Annotated in this window: 14 protein-coding genes, 1 pseudogene and 1 riboswitch; of the genes and pseudogenes, 12 read left to right on the plus strand and 3 right to left on the minus strand. The window is 50.5% G+C overall.

Annotated elements, in window-relative coordinates:
* Both JI735_RS20150 and JI735_RS20155 read left to right on the plus strand, forming a co-directional pair.
* Positions 1 to 981: a BtrH N-terminal domain-containing protein gene (locus JI735_RS20150; RefSeq protein ID WP_039835970.1), complete on the plus strand. Its 981-nt coding sequence runs from the start codon at positions 1 to 3 to the stop codon at positions 979 to 981.
* 144 nt (positions 982 to 1,125) lie between these two features.
* Positions 1,126 to 2,025, plus strand: coding sequence for a serine/threonine protein kinase (locus JI735_RS20155; RefSeq protein WP_202676359.1), 900 nt, complete (start codon positions 1,126 to 1,128; stop codon positions 2,023 to 2,025).
* Between the two features lie 344 nt (positions 2,026 to 2,369).
* Here JI735_RS20155 and JI735_RS20160 read toward each other — a convergent pair whose 3' ends face one another.
* Positions 2,370 to 4,115 carry an SGNH/GDSL hydrolase family protein gene (locus tag JI735_RS20160; RefSeq protein ID WP_051051869.1) on the minus strand — a complete coding sequence of 582 codons (1,746 nt, stop codon included), beginning with the start codon at positions 4,113 to 4,115 and terminating at the stop codon, positions 2,370 to 2,372.
* 114 nt (positions 4,116 to 4,229) lie between these two features.
* Positions 4,230 to 5,339, minus strand: coding sequence for a GerAB/ArcD/ProY family transporter (locus JI735_RS20165; RefSeq protein ID WP_039835973.1), 1,110 nt, complete (start codon positions 5,337 to 5,339; stop codon positions 4,230 to 4,232).
* Positions 5,340 to 5,493: 154 nt separating this feature from the next.
* Between JI735_RS20165 and JI735_RS20170 the strand changes: the two are divergent.
* From JI735_RS20170 to JI735_RS20180, 3 genes and pseudogenes are all read left to right on the plus strand, one after another.
* Positions 5,494 to 7,010: pseudogene (locus JI735_RS20170) on the plus strand (spore germination protein).
* Positions 7,011 to 7,048: 38 nt separating this feature from the next.
* On the plus strand, positions 7,049 to 8,242 hold the full coding sequence (locus JI735_RS20175) for a Ger(x)C family spore germination protein (RefSeq protein WP_233475980.1): 1,194 nt from the start codon (positions 7,049 to 7,051) through the stop codon (positions 8,240 to 8,242).
* Between the two features lie 4 nt (positions 8,243 to 8,246).
* Positions 8,247 to 8,477, plus strand: a complete 231-nt coding sequence (locus JI735_RS20180; RefSeq protein WP_039835976.1) for a hypothetical protein — start codon at positions 8,247 to 8,249, stop codon at positions 8,475 to 8,477.
* Between the two features lie 36 nt (positions 8,478 to 8,513).
* Here JI735_RS20180 and JI735_RS20185 read toward each other — a convergent pair whose 3' ends face one another.
* Entirely contained in the window at positions 8,514 to 10,268 is a 1,755-nt protein-coding gene (locus JI735_RS20185; protein WP_039835977.1) for a FapA family protein, read from the minus strand.
* Positions 10,269 to 10,373: 105 nt separating this feature from the next.
* Positions 10,374 to 10,466, minus strand: a riboswitch (cyclic di-GMP riboswitch).
* Between the two features lie 317 nt (positions 10,467 to 10,783).
* On the opposite strand from JI735_RS20185, the gene JI735_RS20190 reads away from it, so the two are divergent.
* From JI735_RS20190 to JI735_RS20220, 7 genes are all read left to right on the plus strand, one after another.
* The gene (locus JI735_RS20190) at positions 10,784 to 11,206 is read left to right on the plus strand and encodes a GNAT family N-acetyltransferase (protein WP_039835978.1); all 423 of its coding nucleotides are present in this window, start codon (positions 10,784 to 10,786) and stop codon (positions 11,204 to 11,206) included.
* 85 nt (positions 11,207 to 11,291) lie between these two features.
* Positions 11,292 to 11,951: a class I SAM-dependent methyltransferase gene (locus JI735_RS20195; RefSeq protein ID WP_039835979.1), complete on the plus strand. Its 660-nt coding sequence runs from the start codon at positions 11,292 to 11,294 to the stop codon at positions 11,949 to 11,951.
* A 99-nt stretch (positions 11,952 to 12,050) separates the two neighbouring features.
* Positions 12,051 to 13,079 carry a CapA family protein gene (locus JI735_RS20200; protein ID WP_039835980.1) on the plus strand — a complete coding sequence of 343 codons (1,029 nt, stop codon included), beginning with the start codon at positions 12,051 to 12,053 and terminating at the stop codon, positions 13,077 to 13,079.
* A 342-nt stretch (positions 13,080 to 13,421) separates the two neighbouring features.
* The gene (locus tag JI735_RS20205) at positions 13,422 to 15,158 is read left to right on the plus strand and encodes a sensor histidine kinase (protein ID WP_039835981.1); all 1,737 of its coding nucleotides are present in this window, start codon (positions 13,422 to 13,424) and stop codon (positions 15,156 to 15,158) included.
* A gap of 38 nt (positions 15,159 to 15,196) precedes the next feature.
* Positions 15,197 to 16,768 (plus strand): response regulator, encoded by a 1,572-nt coding sequence (locus JI735_RS20210; protein ID WP_039835982.1) that lies wholly within the window; start codon positions 15,197 to 15,199, stop codon positions 16,766 to 16,768.
* Positions 16,769 to 16,955: 187 nt separating this feature from the next.
* Positions 16,956 to 17,882 (plus strand): ABC transporter permease, encoded by a 927-nt coding sequence (locus JI735_RS20215; protein ID WP_039835983.1) that lies wholly within the window; start codon positions 16,956 to 16,958, stop codon positions 17,880 to 17,882.
* 17 nt (positions 17,883 to 17,899) lie between these two features.
* On the plus strand, positions 17,900 to 18,826 hold the full coding sequence (locus tag JI735_RS20220) for a carbohydrate ABC transporter permease (RefSeq protein WP_039835984.1): 927 nt from the start codon (positions 17,900 to 17,902) through the stop codon (positions 18,824 to 18,826).
* The last annotated feature ends 50 nt before the right edge of the window (positions 18,827 to 18,876 follow it).

Consider the following 18,876-nt stretch of genomic DNA (forward strand, 5'->3'; position numbering starts at 1 on the left):
ATGGTCAAATTTATTGAAGGTTTCATCCCTTATCAAGGCGAACATTGCGAAACAACCGCCGTGGGCAATTTAATGCAATATGCGGGAGTCCGCTTGTCTGAGCCGATGTTGTTCGGACTCGGGCAAGGGCTTGGATTCATATACTGGGATTCAAAGGGAATGGACTTCCCCTTTATCGGAGGAAGGGTAAAACCGGATAAACTGACCGCTTATCTCGCCGAACGGCTCGGCTTGAACGTCAGTTATCAAGAAACCGCGTCCGTCAATAAGGCGTGGCAGAACGTCCGAAGCAGCATCGAACACGGCATTCCGGTTGGGCTTAAATTAGATGCCTATTACTTGGATTATTTTAAGAACAAAGTGCACTTCGCCGGTCACTATGCGGTACTTTACGGTATAGATGACGAATACGCCTACATGGCGGACACCAGACAACAGGGTGGACTTGTGAAGACGCGTTTGACAAGCTTGGCCGCTGCCAGAAATGCAAAGGGACCCATGAGCTCCCGGAATCGTTCCTTTACGATCGAGCCAAACGACGCATTGCTTCCGCTTGTTCCTGCTATACGCGAATCCTTGACCATGAATGCGCATGACTATCTGAACCCGCCCATTGGGAATATTGGCAATAAAGGCATTGTTAAAATGAGCAATGAAATCCTGAAGTGGCCTTCCCGCAGCAACAATTTCGAACATGATTTATGTCTTACCGCGACGCTAATGGAGCGGGCGGGAACCGGCGGCGCTTTATTCCGGAATCTGTATAGGGATTATTTGAGAGAGTGTGCTGATCGGCTGGAGGACCCGAGGATCGAACAAGCCCACTGTATGTTTACAGAGATCGCTCCAATGTGGGTTAGCGTCTCTGCTTCAATCGACCGTGCAGGAAGAACAGGTGAGCACCAAGAGCTCGTGCATGCGTCCAAGCTGTTGCTCGAGATTGCGGATAAAGAACGCGCAGCCATGGAGCTATTGTTGTGATAGCCTACACTTACATCTTTGATGCGTGTTGCTCATAATATTTTGCGCGATATTGATGATTCCGTGAAGCTAACCTTACGCCGCATTCCGTGGTATATGAGGCTGCGGAGGGTTGAAGAACGGGCTGCTGAAAGGGGGAGAGTAATGGCATTTGAGTGGTGGCGGGGCTTTGTCCGGGCCTGGCGGGATTATCCGCTCCCGGAGGGGACGGGGATCGGCGAACGATATAAGATAGAAGCATTGTTGGGGCAAGGGAGCTACGGGTTGACCTACCGGTGCTGGGACACTAAGGATGGGGCTTTTGTGGCCGTCAAACAGTCCAGGCCGAGCAAGAAAGCGGTAGGCCGGGTTTTGCTAATCAAGGAAGGTGATGTCTTGAGGTCCATGGATCATCCCAACATTCCCAAGTGCCGTGATTATTTTGAGTACAAAGGCTCCAACTGGCTGGTAACCGATTATATCGAGGGAAAAACGCTGGAAGATTTGATCTTTGATGAGCACATCGTCTACGGGGAGCGGAAGTGTCTGGCCACGACACTGAAACTGATGGAGCTGGTAGCCCATGTCCATGCCCGTGGATATGTTCACCTGGATCTGCGCATCCCTAATGTGATTCTTAAAGGGGAAGAAATGTACTTAATTGATTTTGGGCTGGCAAGGCGGATCGGCGAGAACGAAACCGTGTTTGATGAACGGAAGCCGGCGACGGGGAGCTCCCGAAACAGATGCCGCCGGTTATCGCCTCGGACTTGTATGACATCGGACAATTCATGCTGTTCATGCTGTATTCCGGTTACCAGCCTGAACCGGGAGAAGCGGAACGGAACTGGCGCGAGGAACTGGATTTGTCGCCCGGGATGCTGCATCTTCTTTCCCGGCTACTTGGAGACGGGGAATCCTATTCTGATACAGCTTCGTTTGTCCGCGAGGCGGAGGTTTTGCATGAGAGCCTGCGTTGAGATCCTAACACAAAGGCGCCTTCAGCCAAAAGCTGAAAGGCGCCTTGTGATTCGTGCAGGGATGGTCAAGCAAGGATCAGCTTGAGCTGCCATAGCGATTCTTATAATATTTATGTCCGTTTCCTCTGCGGTGTGAGTCCGAAGACGAGTAGCTCTTGTATCCGCGGCTGCTGCTTGAATGCCTGCCGTATACAGGCCTCCCTTTATGACTGCTTGATGATCTGTGCCGCCCTCCATGTTGGGAGTGCTCCATGGAGTGCATCACTTTGCCAAGAAGTTTTTTAAGCATCATGTTTCCTCCTCTAGGGTTGTATAAGCCGCACTTAGTGCGGTCTTATTCTTTAATTACCCTATATTACGGTATTCATACCTGCAGGTTTCGTGATTATATCTGCAGGACAGCCCATTCTTAGATATATCATTATACTCTCAATCATTATAGCCGAAGCCGAGAATCGTGAAGCATTTGTCCTGATCTTCCGGCGCCATTCTGATTTCGATCACATGCTCCTGGCTATGCTCATTCTGGTAGAGAATTACCGGATTGCAGTGTGTCCAGTCGTTGTCATGCGGATTGGCGGTGAGCTTCAGCTGGCCGTCCACATAGATATCCGCTTGTCCGAACACGGAGCTGCCCGAATCCTTGTACACGAGGATAAGGTTTTTGCTGGTTACCGTCAGCTTGAAGCTGTCCTGCCCGGCTGCTGCCGTATGCATCCAGTTATATGGAAATTCCGGAGTCCCGAAGGGGTTGAGGTCCATTTCTACCATCTGCAAATCTGTATCCGTGTCCGTAAAACCCCCTGCTTCAATAACGGCGCCGGTGTGATTTTTGCGGTCCAGCAAACGGGTGCCGGCAAAATCTTTTCCCAGAACCGGGGGCTTATCCAGTGTGATATCCTCTCTGTCGGCAAGCGATTTATAGGTTTCGGAAAACAGGAAGGCAAGGCAGTCCGCCATTACCCGGTGGCCCTCATTAGTAGGATGATAGATATCGTAGAAAAATTGCCGTTTTGAGATAACGTTCCCCTCTGCCTTGCTCAGGCGGAACTGTCCGGTCACCGCGTCTTTTACGCTCACCATGGGAAGATTATAGTGCAGGCCCACAGGGGAGAGCCGTTCCTGCAGGTTCCAGTCATTCACAAACACGCTGAACAGCAGAATAACAGCAGGCCGGTTCTCGGCAGCAAGAATCTTCAGGATCAGGCTTTCATAGCAGTTGCCTTTTGTTTCATCGCCCGCGTCATTTACTGCAAATTCCACCACCACGATGTCCGGTGTTGCGGCGCCGTCCCTAAGAATGTCCCTGTCATAACGGATTACTCCAAGTTCCGAGGGTGTGCCCCCTACACCGGCTTTTACATAGTGAATGTTCTCTCCGCCGTCCGGGCCGAACATTTCCTTGAATCTTACATACGATTGATAGGCATAACATCCGGTATGTATCGGCTTCGCTCCCGCACCCTGAGTAATGGAGCCGCCAATGTAAGCGATTGTCACATCCTCGCCTTTTTCTGCTTTTTCCATAGCGGCTTTCAATCTTCTATTATTCCCTGAATGGACCAAGGACTTTCCGATCATGTCCCGGTATTCCTTCGAACCAAATGCAACCGGAGGCTCAGCCTTAAGCTCAGGTACCGTGTAGCCGTCATGAAGATAGAAGATAATGCTTGCCGTTGCCAGCTCACCTGCGTGATTGAATTCAAAGGCAAATTTACCTGGAGCAGCATCATCCCCGGTCCATGCGATATCCTCCAGCCTAAGCAGAAGTTCCGTTCCGTCGCCGGGGCATGGAATAAGCAGCCGGGTGCCCGATTCATACTTGCTGGTTTTGCCCCAGTTCTGCAGCAGAAAATAGACCTCCGCCTGATCTCTGTCCGTCTTCACGGAGATTCCGATACTGTGGACCAATTGGCGGAATCCAGTCCAGCTTGAGAGAAGAGCCAGCATCTGCTCGTCCGTAACCCCGCCTGTAAATCTGGCCTTATCGGTCAGACGGCTGCCTTCGAGATAAATTTCCTGTGAAGGTCTGCCTTCAGGCCGGGCGGTCGCTTCAATAGCTGTTTCGGACAGCACAAAAAAACCGCTTCTTTTCTCCACCGGGTCCCTGGGTGCTTTTGGACCTTCCGTCCTGCGGGCGGCAAGGGTCCGCTTATGATCTTCCAATTCGCTCATCCCCGCTTTCTGAGTGTTGTGAATACGCTATCAAAAACTATTATAGATGCGGATGCACAGACAGCTCAACGGGCACAGCAAATCTATCTCTAATTATTACAAAAATTCTCTAGTTTACCTCTGTTCCCTGGCTTGGGCGGAGCGTTTCCTGAAATAATTAACAATGAGCAGGAGCAACGGGAAGACAAATGCATAGGTGAAGTCCCAATCCACCCAATAAACGGGGATTTCCTTAACGTAGAAAATAATATCTTTGGCCAGCAGATTCGTCATGCCGTAAATCAAAAATCCCACCGGAAAGATCAGGTGCTTGTAGGTTTTCAGTTTCAGCAACTGGGCTGTTCCTAAGACAAAGGCGTAGATGTAAAGCGCTGTTTTGAAGTAAGTGCTGATAATCCAGGTGGTGGCCAACAGTGCTTCAATCCGCTGCAGAAAATTGCCGATGTTGATTCGTTGGGCAAGAATATAGGCCGGATAGAATTCATGCTCGGAAAAATAGGGCCCGAGTATCGTCAGAGAAAGAAACACAATCAGGTTAAGGCCGATAGCTCCGATGAAAAGGGAGATGAATATATCGCGGCTAGTTTTGCTGTGTTTTTGGGCAAAGGGATAAACCATGAAGAGCACGCACATTTCCCCGTACGGATAATATACACCGTACATAATGGTATGCAGCATATCAGGAAAAGGAGTATTCAGAATAGGATAGATCCGGTCCATTTTGATATTGGGAAACAGCAGGATCAGGCAGAGCAGAAACAGGGCAAAAAAAGGAAAGAAAATCTGTGCCGACCGGCCCAGATTCTCCAAACCCAGCCGCAAGCCGTACACCAGCAGAACAATGGCCATGAAGCGGATCACCCCGCCGGGTGTCGCCTCGTAAATTTGTGTGCACATGAAGTCTTCAATTTCCCTGACATAAGTGGAGGCAGCCATCAGGAAAAAAAATAAATAACTCACCGATACAGCTCCACCTACCCATTTTCCCAAAATTTGGGTTGAAAGCTCGATAATTGTCTGATTTGGATTGATATTTGCGGCCGACAGCATTAATTTAACGGTTGCCAGCCCCAGCGGAATACAAATGAGCCCGGCAATCCACGCATCCTGGTGGGCGCCGGCTGCCATTACTGAAGGATATACAAGCGCCATATCCCCAATAAGCGTCAAAAGTCCTAGTATGATCATTTGAGCCGAACTGATCCGGTCCTTTTCAAGACTCATGAGTTTCCTCCGTATCGGCTGCAAGCTGTCCTTCAGCCACTTTTTATCCTTTCCTTAGCATGCAAATTTCTTCCACAATTATGCACCATAGCTCCAAATAGGGGGCGGCAGGGATAATTATCAAATTCTGCATCATACTATTTACACCATGTCTATGGAAAGTGAAGGAGGCGACTTGAAGGATATGAACTTTGGCACATTGTCATCCTGTCTTAAGGATAATCAGCAGCAGCTGGTTCAGCTTTTCGGGAAAAGCACCGATCTGGTGATCAAAGAGCTGCAGCCGGATCCTTGTACGCAAATCGCCGTGATTTATATAGACGGCCTTGTGGATACGCAAGTGCTGCATAATTCCATACTATTTTCGCTTCAGGAAGGCTGTCCTCCGGACCGGCTGAAAGATCTGGATGCCGGGCAGAAGCTTGAGCTTCTGCACAAACGCATCCTGATGGCAGGAGATATATCCGTCACCCATGACCTGGAGCCATTTGTCCACCAGCTGTTGTCCGGCAATGTGATGGTGCTGGTGGATGGAACCCCAAGTGCTCTGCGGATCGGGCTGCCCGGGTGGGAGGACCGCAATGTCAGTGAACCCATCTCACAGACGGTTGTACGGGGCCCGATGGAGGGATTCACAGAGAATTTACGGACGAACACGGCGCTGATCCGGAGAAAAATCAAAGACCCCCAGCTATGGCTGGAGACTTTGCAGATCGGCAGAGTGACACAGACCAGTGTATCTATTATGTATCTCACCCACATTGCCAACCCTGATCTTGTGCAGGAGGTCAAACGCCGGCTGGACAAAATTGATACAGACAGCATTCTGGAGAGCGGATATATCGAGGAGTTTATTCAGGATACGTCGGCCACGCCTTTTCCAACTGTGTATAACAGCGACCGGCCGGACACTATCGCAGCAGGAATCCTTGAGGGCAAAGTGGCGATAATTGTCGATGGTACACCGTTTGTCCTGCTGGTGCCCACTTTTTTGTTTCCTTTTTTCAATCTGCAGAAGATTACTATCAGCGGGCGGATATTGCTACCTTTCTGCGTTTCATCCGTTTTTTATCCTTTTTCATTACCTTGCTTGCCCCCTCTTTTTATGTAGCGGTCACTACTTATCATCAGGAGATGATCCCTACTACGCTCGTCATTAGCCTTGCCGCACAGAGGGAGAGCGTCCCCTTTCCGGCGTTCGTGGAAGTAATACTGATTGAATTGACGTATGAGATTTTGCGGGAAGCGGGCGTGAGAATACCGAAGAATATAGGGCAGGCCATCTCCATCGTCGGTACTCTGGTGATTGGGCAGGCGGCGGTTTCAGCGGGATTTATTTCATCGGCGATGGTTATCATCGTCTCCATTACGGCCATTTCAAGCTTTGTCATTCCTGAAACGGGAATGGCCATTGCCGCAAGAATCCTTCGTTTTGCATTAATCCTCCTGGCCGGCTTTATCGGGTTGTATGGCATTTTGTTCGGTGTCTTTATTATCGTGATGCATCTGGCAAGCCTGCGTTCTTTCGGGATGCCGTATATGAGTCCAATCGGCCCATACGAATCCAAGGATCTGAAGGATTCCATCTTCCGCTTCCGCTGGCCGCACTTAAAGTCCAGGCCGGCAAACAGTAAAATTCAAAACGCTAACCGTCAAGACACAACCAAGTGAGGATAATTTATGAGGCTAAAAAAAGTAGAACTCTTTGCGTGCTGCTGCTTGCCCTTCTCGCACCTTTACTGCTCAGCGGCTGCTGGGAAAGAAGGGAGTTAAATGAAATGGGCTTTGTGCTGGGAATGGGGCTGGATAAGGCGGAATCCGGCTACAGGGTCACCATGCAGGTGGTTATCCCTTCCGCGATTTCCTCGCAGACGGTTGGAGGAACGGGAGGGGGCGGAGTGCCAGTGGTTGTATCCAGCTTCACAGTGCCGACAATTTATGATGCTGACCGCCAGTACAGTCTTCTCAGTTCGAGAAGTCTCTACAAAGGGCATATCCGCGTACTGGTAATCGGAGAGGAGCTCGCCCGTGCCGGAATCGCCGAAGCTCTTGATGTGTTCAAGCGTAGCCGGGAGCCGCGAAATGATTTCTATGTCATGGTCGCGAGAGATACCACCGCTGAAGAGGTCCTAAAGATCCTTACTCCGATGGACAAATTGCCGGCGAATAAATTGTTTTATGCCATGGACAAATCCTATAAGTCATCCGCCAGGACAGTTGCTGTCCCTCTGAACGAATTTATTGAAAATCTGATCTATGAGGGGATAAATCCGGTATTGACTGGAGTTGAGATAACCGGCAATGCCAAAGAGGGTGACAAGAAGAGCAATCTCGATGAGAGTACCCCAAAAGCCACATTGCGTTACCGCAGTGTAGCTGTATTTAAGAGGGACAAGATGGTCGGGTGGTTAAGCAATCATCAGGTGGTCGGCTACAATTATATCTCCAATAGAATCGTTCATAGTTCTGGCCCTGTACCAGGAGACGATGGCATGCCCATCGTTATTGAAGCGCTCCATACATCCACTAAACGTAAAGTGAAGGTAATTGACGGAGAGCCGCATATTTATATACATGTACGGGCGGAGTGCAATGTGGAAGAGGTGGAGAGCAAGGATAATATGGAATCGGAGAAGGTCATCACAGAGCTGGAGAAGAAAACGGAAGAGCGGATTATCTATCTGATGAAATCTGCTGTTGAGCAGATTAATGAGAATTACAATGAGGATATCATGGGCTTTGGACAGATGATCTACCGTGCCAAACCGCAGGCCTGGGCCAGACTGCAGCAGCGGAAGGGAGAAGATTACCTGAAGTCGCTGCCCGTTCATTACAGTGCCAGCGTGTCGATTACCCGGATCGGCGTTACGGACAAATCTTTTATTGGCGATATCAAGGAGTGAGATAATGATGTTACTATTTTTTCTGGCGCTTGCGGCAGTCTGCACAGCCATCGATTTGCCTTTGCTGAAGCAAAAAAGCAGACGCCGCGACCGCCTGGTCTGGCTCCTGTTCTGGGTCCTGGGCATTGCCGCGGTCTACTGTTCGCTCAACAAGATCAAAGTCCCCAGCCCGCTGTATCTGGTAATGATCATTTATCAGCCGGTGAACCGTCTGTTTGAGTCTTGGTTTTATTAGGCTGCAGAGACTTCCTCGTACCCGTTCTCCCTCCGCTCACTCCGCCCCTCCGCTGAGATTCTGCGGGGTGAAGATCATGTCCTCGGCGGGCCCGGTAATCTCTTGGGAATGGCTGCCGACGGTTACTCTGCCTGCGTCCATTTTGCGGACACTGATTTTGCGGCCGGCTTTTAGCAATGAATGGGCGCCTGATTCGCCGCTTACTATTGGTGCAGTGAGGGTTCCGCCGGCCTCCAGCTGTGATTCCCGGCAGACTGCCTCCGGCAGCAAGAAAGTGATGTCTGCCAGGGAGAGCAGATCGCTTTGCAGGGTCCCGTCCTTGCGAATGCAAATATCGCCGCTTGATTTGATGATGGTGTTATGGCATTCGGGGATGTCAACGCAGACATTGGATTCCTCCATGCGGGCTACCCCGGTATAGAGATCCTTCAGCAATTTCAATAACGACACCAGCAAGGCATCATTAAAGGCATCGATGAACTGGGCTGGCCGTAAGAAAATGTCCAGAATCCGCTGCAGCTGGCTGTTGTCCGGATGAGAGGTATATTTAATGCCGGCAACTATGGACTCCAGATCACGGGTCAGGACGGGAATCTTCTTATATTTAGTCTCCATGAGCAGCAGAATGACTTGCCCGAACTTTACCGTCTGCTGTCGGGACTGTAATTCGTAGGTCAGCAGTCTGGAGGCTTCCCGCAAGAGGTTGACTTCTTCGATCAGCTTCTCGGAGAGGTGATAGAGACGGTTGTAGGTTACGCCGAAGGAGCCTGAATACAACTGGCTGTTGCCTACTTTGCCCAGTATATAAATACTGCCTGTTGCCGTAATGGTAGAATTATGGACATTGCCGCTTACATACACATTCCCTAAAGACTCGATGATCGAGTTGTCTTCCACGTCCTGGTGTACAATTACATCGCCGGAGAAGACGATATTGCCTGTATGGCGGTTCACACAGCCTGGAACGGTATATGCGGTTGTGATATCGAAAGTTTTGACATTTGTGCCGGTCACACGGGGCCGGCCTTCTGTAAGGGCTGTAATTTCATGGCTTGGCAGCAGCAGAGTGCCCTCTTTGGCGACAACTATGATATCCCGGGGAGGTGCGGCGGGCAGAATACTGCCGTATACATCGTACCCGGGTACACCGTCGCGGGGGAGGTGCTTGCGGGCAATGACATCGCCTTTCCGGGCACAGGGAATCCGGAGTTGATCGGGGGAATCCGCAGCCTCATCTAAGGGATTGAAAGGGTTTCCGGCAAGCCCGGGAAAAAACAAAACAAGCTTGGCATCTTCGCCTGGAGCAGGCGGCCTGCCTTCCGCCACACAAACCGGCAGATGGGTCGGATGATTCAATTCCGCATAGATTGCGGGGATATTCAGGTTTTGCGAAATCGATTTTTTCTCCAAATCGGCAATAATCTGTTCAATCCCGAGGGTGGACAGCAGAGCGGAAGAGTCCATTTCAGCCCTTACCGCGAGATGGCTCGACGCCGGGCTGTTCACCAGATTCCATTTATACTGTTCCACACGGTTTAGGATAAGGAAGGCTTGGAGTTTATCGTCGGAGACGGTGATCTCATAGGGAGGCGGTTCTTGTATGGACCAGGTAACCCGGTCGGAGGATACAACGGGTACGGGACCAGCTACCGGCTGATGATTAAGCTCCAGCACAACAGGCGGGATAGCGGAGAGGGTTGCCGGCTTGCCGCCGGGCAGCGGGGAGGTAATGTAGAACTGGTTGTTCTGGACAATAATAATGCCGTTTTTCTCGGTGATGCGCTGTGGCATTGCGTTTGGCTCCTTTTTATATAATCAATGGGCATTTGGACATAAGAGTATCCCGGGCAGGCAGATACGGTACCCTGAACGGATACCCGCACAGTTCAGCGTCTTCTTGGCAGCCTGGCAGCCATGGATGGTGAGGTTCACATCTTTAGGCCCATTGCTTTGCGTCCTATCCTTTCAGATAGTTTGCCGTTATGAAATGGATCAATGATTAGCCGAAATCAGGGGTTTAACCCGACAGAAATCGACAAAGGAATCATAGTTAAAAATTCAAATATATAAACTTTTGCAACCTTTATTTTAGTACTAAAGTCACTAATTTACAATATTTAATTATATATTTATATAGATTAAATGGCTACCGGTCGGCGGAATGCATTCAGCCTGTAAGGTTGGATTTGGCATTGCCATGCAGATGTTTTTTTATAATCAGGAGGAATTCGGGCGGCGCCTGAAGGATATCTGGGAGATCTTCTGGGCAGGCATTAAGCAGATATAATGAAGGAGCGGGATCGAACATGCGGGTAGAGCGGGTGACCACCGAAGAACAATTGCAGGAGGCTTTCAGAATCAGGCAGGAAGTGTTTGTGGAGGAGCAGGGCGTGGCGCTGGCAGATGAATTTGATGATCATGAAAAACACGCGGAGCATATATTGCTCTATCAGGGAGAGCTTCCTGTGGGAACGGCCAGACTAAGGAGTGTGGAAGGGTGGGCTAAGCTTGAACGGATTTGCCTGAGCGCTCCTTACCGCAAAAGCGGACTGGGGTCCGTTATAATCGATACGCTGGAAAAAATGGCGGTTGAACGGGGGCACCGGCAAGCCAAGCTGCATGGCCAGAAGCAGGCCGAGGGCTTTTATCAGCGGCTGGGGTATGTAACGAGTTCGCCGGTTTTCATGGAGGATGGCATTCCGCATGTGCTTATGGTCAAGCAACTGTAGATGATCACAGTGTAAGGTTTGGCATGAAACAGCGATTTTTGAATATACTCTCACTACCGAATTTCCTTTAAAAGGAGTCCTGGCCATGCCAACACATCCGTATGTTTCCCGTTTTTTTGTGAATGCCGATGCCCGCCGCGAGAAGCTGATTTATGATTTGCCGGAATCCTGGTGGAGCCGGCCTTATGAATACGAATGGTGCACGAATTTTGTTTCCTCCCATGATGTGGTGCTGGATGCTGCCTGCGGAATCTCCCATCCGCTCAAGTTCTACCTTGCCGGTTACAGCGCGGAGGTTCATGCCTGCGATATCGATGCGCGGATTCTCTCCCGGGATGCGATTATTCAGGAGATTGCCAGCGACATCGGCGAGGAAGCGGCACGGCTGGTAGAAGCCAGGCGGACCACCCGCCTGAATCTGGCCCAGGCTAATCTGACCGCGTTGCCTTATGAGAATGAAAGCTTTGATACTATATTCTGTATCTCGGTCCTGGAGCATTTGTCCCTGGAGGATTCCGTGCGGGCCGTAAGGGAATTTCACCGCACACTGAATGGGGAGGGGCTGCTTGTACTGACTTTTGATTACCCCACGGTTAATCTGCTGCGCATGAATGAAGTGCTGCTGCAGGCCGGATTTGAGTACTGGGGCGAGACGGATTTCAAGCTTCCTGCAGATGCTGTACGGACAGAGCAGTGGGGCGGACTTAACTGTTTCCGGGCCGTGCTTAAAAAGGCGCGAATCTAGCAGAAATCAGAACCCCAGCAGCATACCAACCCTTAATTTGGATTTTTCCCTCTATTATAGTAGAATAATTGGCAGATTAAGAGAGAGGGGTCTAAGATTTTGCGCAGATTTGCAGTCATCACTTTAGTATTGTTTTTGCTGATTCCCGGGCAGGCAGCTTTCAGTCAAGAGGCTTCCCCGCAGGAGAAGATTAACCTTGCTTTTGCCGGAGATATTTTGCTGGATGGATTTGTCGGCGATCAGATCGCCAAGTATGGAGTCAACTTTCCTTTTGCGAAGGTAGCACCTGCCCTGAAAAAAGCAGATATAGCTTTTGCCAACTTGGAGACACCCGTATCGGTTAGAGGTAAGGCGGCAGAGAAAACCTTTGCTTTCCGCTCCAAACCGGCGGCACTGGCGGGGCTGAATGCTGCCGGGATCGATGGCGTGACCTTGGCCAATAATCATATTCTTGATTTTGGACAGGATGCCATGCTGGATACGCTGGTTCATCTGGATAAATACAAGATCGGCCATACCGGAGCGGGGAAAAACAGCAATGAAGCTTTCCGGCCCTATGTCCAAACGGTAAAAAACCAAAAAATCGCCATACTTGGGGTAAGCCGCGTGCTCTCCAGCCCGTCCTGGTATGCAGGAAAAAACAATCCGGGTGCAGCTTCGGCCTATACGCCTGAGCCCATGCTGGGGGCCATCAAGAAATCGGCCAAAGAAAACGATTATACCATCGTGTACATCCACTGGAACAATGAGTTTAAGGATTACCCTGAGCCATACGCCCGCAATCTGGCGAAGCAGATGATCGACAGCGGTGCGGATATCATTATCGGCGCGCACAGCCACTGCCTGATGGGGATCGAATATTACAAGCATAAGCCGATCTATTATTCACTGGGCAATTTTGTGTTCAACCGGTCCACACGCGGCGGCGACAAGACCATTCATTCTATGCTGGTGAACTTTGAGATCAGCAATAATAGGGTGAAGAGCCGGATTACACCGGTCAAAATTACCGGCGGTCAGCCGAATTTTATGGGTGAGGCCTACAATAAAGATACCATTAAGCGGATGAACCAGCTCTCGTTCAATGCCGTGATCGCAGCGGACGGAGCCGTTAGCGAGAAGCTGTGAACTGTCCTTTCGGACAGAAGCCCTGAGCGGAACACCACTGAACCGCATAGAACGTCCAAGTCCAAGCCTGAGCGGTTAGCTGACAATCGCTTGGGCTTTTTTTGCTGTAGTGAATCTCTCACATTCAGATTGTGCTATTCCATATTAGCATTGTGCTAACTATATTCTAATAATCTCATCTACAATGTGAATATAGTCTAGTAAGGAGGCGGTTACAGGGTGAGTACGGCAGCCGGCGCAAGATGGCATCCCGGCGCTTTTTGCCGCTGCCTGTTTATTTCTTGACAGGGGAACGTTAATATAGACATACCGAAATTCATACCGGAGGATGTTCTGCAAGTGATGCCCAAGCTGAAGAAGTATATGCCATTCACCTACAAAATGATGATTCCCTATCTGCTGCTCGTGCTCCTGACGGATGTGACCATCGGTTATATCTCTTATTCCATGCTGACCGATTCCCGGACGGAGATGGCTGAGTCGAACATCCGGACAGGCATGGAGCAGGCCAGGAATAATATACGCTATCAGATGGACGAGATCCAGCGGATGTCGGACAATCTGTTCGGGAGCCAGCCCTTTCAGCGCGCCCTTGAGCTGAGGGGGACGCCGTTCGAAATTTATCTGGCGATGCTTGACGAGATTGTTCCCCAGATTACCGCGCCGCTTCAATTGTTCGGGAACAAGATCCGGTTCATGCTGTATACGCCTAACAGTGACCTTAACATTGTATCCGGCGACAATCTGAATGAACCGATCTATGACAGCGACTATTACATTCTGCCGCTTAAGGATATTGCTGATAGCGGGTGGTATCAGTCCCTTAAGGATTCGAAACGGGACAACCTCTGGCTGCAGATTGATACAGACCAGAAGCTGGATAACCTTTCGCATGTCCGCAGGCTGGTCAACTTCAGCGATTACAAAACCGTGATCGGCTACGTGCGTATTACCGTATCCTTGGAAGACCTGTTCGGGGGCTTTGACACCTTCCCTGTCGAAGAGGGAATTACGCTCCGGCTTGTCGAAGAGACTACCGGCGATATTCTGTTCCAGCGCGGGCCGGCGAACTATGACGCTGCAGGCGGGGATTATCTCAGTCTGCATGAAAAGATTCCCGGCAGCAGCTTTGTCATTGAATCACTGGTACCCGACAGCTATCTGACCAAGGATGCCGGCAGGCTGGGCCGTGTGATTTTTGCGTTATGCGCACTGAGCTTTCTGGTGATGACTGTGATCGGATATGTGGTGGCGCGGTTGTCCGGGCGCAAGATGAGCCGGATCGTGGGGCTGGTGCGTTCCTTCCAGGAAGGGAACTTCCAGAAGCGCATCCGGTTCTCCGGCAATGATGAATTCGTACAGATAGCGGATTCCTTCAATGTGATGGCAACCAATATCCAGGAGCTGATCAACAGCGTGTATGTGCAGGGCATCCAGAAAAAACAGGCGGAGCTGGAGGCGCTGCAGGCGCAGATTAATCCGCATTTCCTCTATAATACACTTTCAACGATAAGCAGCCTGGCCAATCTAGGGGAGATCGAGAAGGTCACCGGCATGGTGCAGGGGCTGTCGCGTTTCTACCGGTTGACCTTAAATCAGGGCAATGTCTACATTGAATTAGAGAAGGAGCTGGAGCAGGTCGCCACGTATCTTGACATCCAGCGGGTGAAATATGCCGATGCGTTCACGGTATATGTGGATGTGGAAGAGGAAATTCTCCACATGCAGGTCATCAAGCTGGTGCTTCAGCCTTTTGTGGAAAATGTGTTCAAGCATGCCTGGTTTGGCGAGACGATTGCCATCCGTCTGACCGGCAGGCAGGTTGGCGGCAATATTGAGCTGAAGGTCATCGACAACGGAATCGGCATGCGGCCTGAGGACATTAAGCGAATGATGCAAGGCCCGAGCCAGGCCGGCGGCTATGGAGTGAAGAACGTGAACGAGCGGATCAAGCTCAGATACGGGGACGACTACGGGGTGACCATTGCCAGCTTTTTCGGGGCAGGCACAACCGTTCGGCTCCTGCTCCCCGCCGGGATGAAAGACAACGAAGAAATGGATGAAGGGCTTGCCCCGTAATCCGCAACCCGCACGGACACAGGAGGAACATTACGATTATGAGCATCAATGTATTGCTGGTAGACGATGAAGCAGTGGATCTGGAGTGGCTGCGCCGGAGAGTGCTGTCCAGCGGACTTAATATTACAGTAGTAGGCACGGCGAGCAGCGGCTTTGGTGCACTAAAGATTATGGAGGAAGCACAGGTTGATATCATATTGTCCGACATCCGGATGCCGATCATGACCGGGACCGAATTTGCCCGCAGAGCGAAGGCGGTGAGCCCGAAGACCAAAATTGTGTTCATCAGCGGCCATGAGGACTTCAGTTACGCCAAGGAAGCAATCGAGATCAACGCCTCCGGCTATCTGCTGAAGCCTGTTCAGGATAAGGATTTATACGAAATGCTGGGCACACTTTGCGCCAAAATGGAACAGGAAAAAGAACAGGACCGTTCCTTCAGCGAAGCCCTGTCCCTGGTGAATAAAGAGCTGCTGCTGCGCTGGTTCGATGAGGCATCACCGGATTCAGCGGAGCCGCATCTGAAGAGCATTCTGACTCCCTTGCTGCAGAAAGGCGCAGCGGCGGCAATCGTGGAGATCGATGATCTGGAGTGGAAAATGCGCGATTTCTCTGAGGAGGACGCCCGCAATATCACGCGGCGGATTGCCGGTGTAATTAAAGCCTTCGTTGAAGAGGGGAAGCTGGGCACCTGGATTGCTGTCCACCATACCCGGTTTGTCATCCTGTCTTCCTTCCCGCAGGACCGCTTTCTGAATCTGCTGGAAGAGCTGATCCGCAAGGTAGCTGAAACTTCACCCTGTACCGTAACTGTAGGCGTCGGACGGTATGCAGCGGACGAGGCCGGACTGCATGAGTCCTACCGGCAAGCACAGGCTGCGCTCAGTGCCAAATGGCTGCTAGGCAAGAACCGCCTGATCCGGGACACGACACAGTCATCACCGCGGGGAACGCCCGGGGCACAGATTGAACTTACGGTGGAGCGGCTGCTTGAGGCCATCATCCAGTATGATCTTGTATCGATCGACGACCATCTGCTGGAGCTGTTCACGAAGGATCTCCCGTCTGCCGGAAGAAAAGAGGTCTATGAGCTGATCATCCGCATTACCTCAAAGCTTCATGCAGACCTTCAACAGCAGAACGAAAATCTGTATGAGCTGCTTCAATGGGAATCCCATCAGCCGGATATCCTGTTCCAGTTCGAGACAATCCATGACATTCTCTCCTGGTTGCGGCGCAGATTCTTTGAGCTTTCAGAATTGCTGTATGTGAAGCGGCAGCGGCAGAAGCGCAAGCTGATCGATGAGATCATGCGTTATGTGGAGGAGCATCTGGAGCAGAAAATTACGTTAAAAGAGGTGGCCGCCCACTTCGACTTCACACCGAATTATCTGGGCTATCTGTTCAAGGAGGAATACGGGCTGCCTTTCAGTGAATACGTGAATGAGCGCAAGACCAGCCGGGTATCCGAGCTGCTGAGGGACCCGACCCTCAAAATCTATGAGATTGCCGAGCGCATGGGCTACAAGAACATTATCTATTTCAACCGGCAGTTCAAGCAGATTACAGGCATGACCCCGGGAGAATACCGCAAAAAACATAAAATATAGCCGATCCAAACGTTGTCCGGCCGGTTTTCCAGGCCGCAGGCAGCGTTTTTTGCATTCCGGGAAAGCGTATGGTTTAACCGATCGTTGAAAAAGTATTAGTTTTAGTTGATGGGCTGAATCCTCACGAAGTAAGCGCTTCTCTATAATAAAGACATAGAGAAATAGTGAGATGGAAAGGGGATTCGAGATGAAACAGAAACAACACGGCTTCTGGGATGATGTCAAGAAGTATAGAACCCTGCTTCTTATGCTGACTCCGGCGGTATTGTTTTTCCTGGTGTTTGCTTACGTGCCTATGGCGGGAATTGTGCTGGCCTTTAAGCAATACAACTACACCGACGGTATCATTCACAGCCCATGGAACGGACTGGACAACTTCAGATTTTTTTTCGGTTCCGGTGACGCCTGGCGTGTAACCCGAAACACGGCGCTGTACAATATTGCTTTTATTGTTGTTAACAACGTCCTTCAGATCTTTGCGGGGATTTTATTGTTCGAGGTTGCCGGCAAATGGTTCCGGAAGATTACGCAAACGATATTGTTCCTGCCTTACTTTATTTCCTGGGTAGTGGTCGGGGCCATTGCCTATAACCTGTTCAACTTCGATGTGGGTACCGTTAATGTATTGCTGAAGGGGCTGGGCATGCAGCCGGTCGACATTTACAATACGGCAGCCTACTGGCCGGTTATTCTTGTGGTGGTGTCCGCCTGGAAGGCGCTGGGCTACGGAACGATCATGTATCTCGCGGCAATCACCAGCATTGATACCGAAATGTATGAAGCTGCTGAGATTGACGGCGCGAATATTTTCCAGCGCATTATGAAGATTACAGTTCCGAACCTGATCCCAACGGTGATCATTCTGGTTCTGCTGGCCATCGGCAACATCTTCCGCGGCGATTTCGGGATGTTCTACAATATGGTCGGCAACAACGGCCTGCTGTTCTCGTCCACTGACGTTATTGATACCTTCGTATTCCGTTCGCTCACAACCTCAAATGAGATTGGGATGTCCGCTGCGGCAGGCTTCTATCAATCACTGCTGGGCTTTGCAACGATCATGCTGGCCAACTACGCGGTACGCAAATACGATAAAGACCGTGCGCTGTTCTAGGAAAAGGAGGTAATGCCATGAGTACAACTACTGCAAAAATCCAAACTGCAAAGGTGCGCAAGCGGGTCAACACGGACCGGCTCACCCTGTCAATCATCGGATACGCGACCCTCATAGTGCTCGCTGTATTCTGCATCGTTCCCTTCCTGCTGGTGGTGTCCGCCTCACTAAGCGAAGAGAGCTCCATCATCGAGAAAGGCTTCCAGCTGATCCCGTCTACCTTTTCCACAGAGGCCTACGGCTTGCTGTTCAAGTATCCGGCTGAAATGCTCAGAGCTTACGGTGTAACGATCACCGTTACCCTAATCGGCACCGTGCTTGGATTGTTCCTGACCTCCATGACGGCTTACGTGCTGTCCCGGAGAGATTTTAAATGGCGCGGACGCTTCTCGTTTTTCTTCTTCTTCACTACGCTGTTCAGCGGCGGACTGGTGCCTTCTTACCTGTTGATTATCAACTTCCTGCATCTCAAAGATACACTGCTGGTGCTGATTCTGCCCATGCTGATGAACGTATTTTACATTATCGTCATGAAGTCGTTCATGAGCAGCATCCCGGATGCGATCACAGAATCCGCCAAGATTGACGGCGCAGGCGATTTCCGGATCTTTTTACAGCTGATTGTGCCTTTGTCCAAGCCCGCACTGGCGACGATCGGTCTGTTCATAGCCTTGGCTTACTGGAACGACTGGTATAACGCGCTGCTCTATATTTCCAAGTCCGAATTGATGCCGCTTCAATACTATTTATATAAAATGCTTGGTAATATGGATGGTATGCGCAAGGCGATGATGGCCTCGGGTGCAGTGGTGAATACCGATCTGCCTACCGAAAGCTTGAAGATGGCCATGACCATCGTGGCTACAGGACCGATTCTGCTGGCTTATCCGTTCATTCAAAAGTATTTTGTGCAAGGTCTCACGATTGGCGCTGTCAAAGGATAAATCCGGGGGAACCCGGTTATCAATATATAACCCAACCAACTATTCGATTA

This window comes from Paenibacillus sonchi, assembly GCF_016772475.1.
In the GTDB taxonomy this organism is placed as follows: domain Bacteria; phylum Bacillota; class Bacilli; order Paenibacillales; family Paenibacillaceae; genus Paenibacillus_AQ; species Paenibacillus_AQ sonchi.